The organism is Streptomyces regalis (assembly GCF_001509475.1).
GTDB lineage: Bacteria > Actinomycetota > Actinomycetes > Streptomycetales > Streptomycetaceae > Streptomyces > Streptomyces regalis.
In genome coordinates this window covers 1-3,621 of sequence record NZ_LLZG01000159.1, presented here as the reverse complement: position 1 = coordinate 3,621, position 3,621 = coordinate 1, and the positions used below count along the sequence as shown (strand labels likewise).

The 3,621-nt window shown below is 74.5% G+C and carries 1 protein-coding gene; it reads left to right on the top strand.

From position 1 onward, the window contains the following. Positions 1-3,621 (top strand): type I polyketide synthase (locus ADL12_RS20300; RefSeq protein ID WP_159053219.1); only part of this gene is annotated, 3,621 nt, incomplete at both ends.

Here is a 3,621-nt window from a genome sequence, read left to right as displayed (position 1 = left end):
CCCACAACCAGAAAACCTCCCCACCTACCCCTTCCAACACCACCGCTACTGGCTCGAAGACGCGGCGGGCGGCGGGGACCCGGAGAGCCTCGGGCTGTACACCACCCGGCACCCGCTGTTGTCGGCGGCGACCACGCTCGCCGACGGTGACGCGCTGCTTCTCACGGGGCGGGCGTCCGCCCGGGTCCACGGCTGGCTCGGGGACCGCACGCTGGCCGGCGCGGTCGCCCTCGAACTGGCCCTCCAGGCGGGCCGGCTGCTCGCAGACCTGGCCGTCGAGCACCTGTCGTCCACCACGCCGGTTGCCGTACCGGCCGCGGGCGGGGTCGATCTCCAGCTGTCGGTGGGGGCCGCGGAGGAGAGCGGTGGGCGCCGGGAGTTCACCCTGTCGGTCCGGCCGTACGAGGACTCGGCGGACGACGAGTCGCTGTACCGCCCGTGGACGCGTCTCGCCTCGGGAGTGCTCACGCGGCGGACCACGGCGCAGGCGGAGGCGTTGACCACATGGCCGCCGACGGGGGCGGTACCCGTGGCGGTGCCGGCCGACGAGGACAACTCCCTCGGTCCGACGAAACTCTGGCGACTGGAGGACGACCTCTACGCCGAGGTCTCCCTGCCCGAGGAGCTCGCGGGCGAGGCCGACCGCTACGGACTGCACCCCGCCCTGCTCGACGCCGCCCTGCGGCCCGTGTTCGACGACGCCGACCGGCCGACGGCTCCCGGGGCGTGGCAGGGCGTGACACTGCACGCCGTGGGCGCCGGCACGCTGCGGGCCCGTATCTCTGCCTCGGCGGACGGCGAGGGCTGGTCGCTGACACTCGCCGACGCGACAGGGGCACCCGTGGCCACCGCCCTGGCCGTTGCTCCGGTCGCCCTGCCCCGGGCGGCCGGGGAGCGGCACGACTGGATGTTCGGCGTCGACTGGGTTCCGGCGCCCCGGGAAGCACAGCCGACGGCTGCGCCGGGCGCCACCTGGGCGGTGATCGGCGAGACCGCTCCCGACCTGCGCGAGGCTCTCGGCGACGCCCGTATGTCGTACGAGATCGGCGACGGCCAGGCCCCCGACCTCGTCGTGCTCTGCGCCGCCGACGCCGAGGCGCTGCTGCTCCCGCTGCGGCAGTTGCTCGCCGACGACTCGGCGACCGCGAGCCGGCTCCTCGTCGTGACCCGGAACGCGGTGACCACACACCTCGACGACGTGCAGGACCTGGCACCGGCGGCCCAATGGGGGCTGGTGCGGGCCGCCCAGGCCGAGCACCCGGGACGCATCACCCTCGTCGACGTGGACGACGAGCCCTCCTCGCTGCGCGCCCTGGCCGCGGCCGTGGACGCCAATGAGCCACAACTGGCCGTACGCGCGGGGGAGTTCCTCGTGCCGCGGCTGGCGCGGACCGGGCCCGACGACTACGCCGCCGAGGCCCCCGCACCCGATGTGTCGGGGACCGTCGTCATATCCGGCGGCGGGAACCTGGCCGCGGCCGCAGCCGAGTACTTCGTCTCCGTGCATGGCGCCCGCCGGCTCCTGCTGTTCGGCACCGACGCGGAGTCGGCGCGGACGCTCCCCGTGCCCGGCGCCGAGGTGCTGGTCGCGGAAGGGACGGCCGCCGACCGCGACGCGCTGGCCGCCGCGCTCGCTCTGCTGCCCGCGGCCCACCCTCCGACGGCGGTGGTCCATGTGGCGGACCCGGCCGCGGAGGCGGTCCTGCTCTCCACCGACCCCGACTCCTTCGGCGACACGCTGCGCACCGGCACCGACGCCGCTTGGAATCTGCACGAACTCACCCTGGGCGTACGGCTGTCGTCGTTCACCCTGCTCGCCCCGGACCCGGCCGCCACGCTCGGCGGCACGGGCCAGGCGCTGGGGGCCGCGATCGGGGCCTGTCACGACGCACTCGCGCACCATCGCCGCGCCCTGGGGCTGCCCGGGGTGTCCCTCGGCTGGGGGCCCCGCGAGGGCGGACCGGCCCGGGCGGCCTCCGGGCTGGTTCCGTTCGGCGCCGGCCAGGTTGCCGGTGTGCTCGGCCTCGGGCTGCGCACCGAGCGACACGGGGTACTGCTCTGCGCCCGCCTCGACCGGACAGCGCTGGCGGACCGGGCGGCGGCAGGGCTGCTGCCGCCCTTGCTGCGGTCCCTGGTCCGGACCGTGCGGACGGCAGCCTCGGCCGCCGCCGCGGAGGCCGACACACTCACCGCGACGCTGCGGGGACGTGCGCCGGCCGAACAGCAGCGGGTGCTGCTCGACCTGATCCGCGGCCAGGTCGCCGGCGTGCTGGGGCACTCGGCGCGGGACGCGCTCGACACGTCCAGGGCCTTCAAGGATCTGGGCTTCGACTCGCTCACCGCCGTCGAACTGCGCAACAGGCTGAACACGGCGACGGGACTGCGACTGCCCAGCACCCTCCTGTTCGACCATCCGTCGCCCGAGGCCCTGGCCGCCCATCTGCGCACCGAACTGCTGGGCGCCGAGACCGGATCGGCCGAGCCGGTGCGCGCCGCCGGGGCGTACGACGGCGAGCCGATCGCGATCGTGGCCATGGCGTGCCGCTTTCCGGGCGAGGTGCGCTCGGCCGAGGACCTGTGGCAGGTGGTCGTGTCGGAGAGCGACGTGATCTCGCCGTTCCCGGACAACCGTGGCTGGGATCTGGACCGCCTCTTCGACCCCGACCCGGAACATCCCGGAACCTCCTACGCGCGGGAGGGCGGCTTCCTGCACGACGCGGACCGGTTCGACCCGGCGTTCTTCGGCATCAGCCCGCGCGAGGCCACGAGCATGGACCCGCAGCAGCGGCTGCTCCTTGAGACGGCGTGGGAGGCTTTCGAAGGCGCGGGCATCGACCCGACCTCGCTGCACGGCTCCCGGACCGGGGTCTTCGCGGGGGTGGTCTACACGGACTACGGCTCGCGGGTGAAGCTGCCCGCCGACATGGAGGGCTATCTCGGGTTCGGCAGCGCGGGCAGCATCGCCTCCGGGCGGATCGCGTACACGCTCGGCCTGGAGGGCCCGGCGGTGACGGTGGACACGGCGTGCTCGTCCTCGCTGGTCGCCCTGCACCTCGCCGTGCGGTCACTGCGACAGGGCGAGTGCGATCTGGCGCTGGCCGGCGGTGCGACCGTACTGGCCAACCCGGACATCTTCATCGGCTTCAGCCGGCAGCGGGGGCTCGCCCGTGACGGCCGCTGCAAGGCTTTCGCCGCCTCTGCCGACGGCACGTCGTTCGGTGAGGGCGTGGGGCTGCTGCTGGTGGAGCGGCTGTCCGACGCCCGCCGCAACGGTCACCCCGTGCTGGCCCTGATCCGCGGCACCGCGACCAACCAGGACGGCGCCAGCAACGGTCTCACCGCTCCGAACGGCCCGTCCCAGCAGCGGGTGATCCGGCAGGCCCTGGCCGACGCCGGGCTCACCCCGGCCGACGTCGACGCCATGGAGGCACACGGCACCGGTACGACCCTGGGCGACCCGATCGAGGCGCAGGCCGTCATCGCCACCTACGGACAGGGCCGCCCCGCCGAACAGCCGCTCTGGCTGGGGTCGTTGAAGTCGAACATCGGACACACCCAGGCCGCGGCGGGCGTCGGCGGTGTCATCAAGATGGTCCAGGCGATGCGCCACGGGCTGCTCCC